This is a genomic window from Spirillospora sp. NPDC049652 (genome assembly GCF_040675125.1).
GTDB lineage: Bacteria > Actinomycetota > Actinomycetes > Streptosporangiales > Streptosporangiaceae > Spirillospora.
In genome coordinates this window covers 1-1,768 of record NZ_JBFAOF010001245.1, presented here as the reverse complement: position 1 = coordinate 1,768, position 1,768 = coordinate 1, and the positions used below count along the sequence as shown (strand labels likewise).

Below are 1,768 nucleotides of genomic sequence, written 5' to 3'. Positions count from 1 at the left end.
CACCGAACTCGCCGGCTGGCGGCTCTGGTACTGGGTCACCGTCGCCGCCTCGCTCGTCTTGACGGCCGCCGCCCGCGCGCTGCCGGAGTCCCGCGCCGACCAGCGCCGCGGCCTCGACCTGCCCGGCCTGGTCACCATGGTCGGCGGCGTCTCCGCCCTGCTCTCCGCCGTCACCCTCGGCCGCACCGGCTGGACGCGGCCGCCGGTGCTCGCCCTGCTGGCCGCCGCGGCCGTCCTGCTCGCCGCGTTCGTCGCGGTGGAGGCGCGGCGCACGGCCCCGATGCTCGACCTCGGCCTGTTCCGCCGCCCGGCGTTCCTGCTCTCGGTCGGCGGCGCGATGGTCACCGGCCTCGCCGTGATCGGCATGGCCAGCAACCTCGTCACGGTCATGGTCAGCGCGATGCGGCTGTCGCCGCTGGCCGCGTCGTTCGTGCTGGCGATCTGGTCCGGCCTGTCCTACGTGGTCGCGCTCCAGGCCCGGCGGCTCCCCGCCCGCTGGCCGGCCGGCCACCTGCTCGGCGCGGGCCTGGCCCTGAGCGCCGTCGGCGAACTCGCCATGACGGGCATCGACCCCGGCATGCCCTGGTGGGGCCTCGCACCCGGCCTGGGCATCGCCGGAGCCGGCAGCGGCCTGGCCAACGCCATGCTCGCCCGCCTGGCCGTCGACAGCGTCCCCGCGCAGCGCGCGAGCATGGGCTCGGGCGCGAACAACACCGCCCGCTACATCGGCGCCGCGATCGGCGTGGCCATGGTCTTCGCCATCACCACCAACTCCGGCACCTCCCGCCACGACCTCACCCAGGGGTTCAGCGTCGCCCTGGTCGTCTCCGCCGTCCTCTGCGCGCTGGGCGCGGTGGCCGCCGTCCCCCTGACCCGCCGCCTCACGGCCCACGCCACGTCCTCCACGGTCGTCACGCCGACCGCCCCCGCCCGCTGAACCCTCACGAGCGGTAGCCGAGCGCGCGGAGGTGATCGGCGACCTCCCGGGCGGAGACGTCCAGCATTGCCAGGTCCAACGCCTGAGCCGCCCCGCCGCGGCGGTGGTCGGAAAAGACCAGGACGGCAAGTCCCTGACGGGCGACGACCGCCCGATGGGACTCCCGCGCCGGGCCGTCCCGGCGGAGATCGATCGACAGCGCGTTCTCGCCGAGCCGCGGCTTGGACACCTGAACGTCGATGCCGCACCTACCGGCGCGTCCCTCGAGAAGCGCCATCGCCCGGCGGGCCGCCCGAAGAGTTGGGAAGACAAAGAACTGCGCCTGACGCAACTCACCGGCACGGCCGTCCAGGGTCCCCCGGTCGGCCGTCACGGTCAGCCGCTGGACCGTCCCGGAGAAGTCCGGTCCGGGACCGCCGCAGTCCGGTACGGCCGGGAACGGAGACGCGCTGACCTTCCACGGGTGCGCTGCCCCGGCCGTGCCCGACCGCGGGAAGAGGTCGGCCGCCACGAGGGGCCGCGGTCCCGGTGCCACCGTCGCCGGAGTGCGCCGGCCGGCGTCCGCGAGTTCCGCGACGCCGAGCACGGCCGCCACGACCAGAGCGGCGGCGACGATCATCGCGGCCAGGCGGATCCGGCCCCGCGAGAGCCGGGCCTTCACCGTGCCCTCGGCCACGCCCTCCAGGTCCGCGATCTCGCTGATCGTGTAGCCGCCCATGTGGTGCATGACCAGGGCGCGGCGCTGCGGCTCGGGGAGTTCGGCGAGGGCCGCCACCAGATGGACCGACGACTCGTCCGGCGGCGGGACGTCCGGTGGCGGACCGTGCCTGC

The 1,768-nt window shown here is 75.6% G+C and carries 2 protein-coding genes; one reads left to right on the top strand and one right to left on the bottom strand.

Features of this window, described 5'->3' with window-relative positions; all coding sequences use genetic code 11:
* Positions 1-937, top strand: a 937-nt coding sequence (locus AB0J52_RS39055) for an MFS transporter (protein ID WP_500188116.1), incomplete at its 5' end; no start/stop codon positions are given.
* Between the two features lie 4 nt (positions 938-941).
* On the opposite strand, the gene AB0J52_RS39050 is transcribed toward AB0J52_RS39055, so the two are convergent.
* A partial coding sequence (locus AB0J52_RS39050; RefSeq protein WP_500188114.1) for a sigma factor-like helix-turn-helix DNA-binding protein occupies positions 942-1,768 on the bottom strand: 827 nt, incomplete at its 5' end.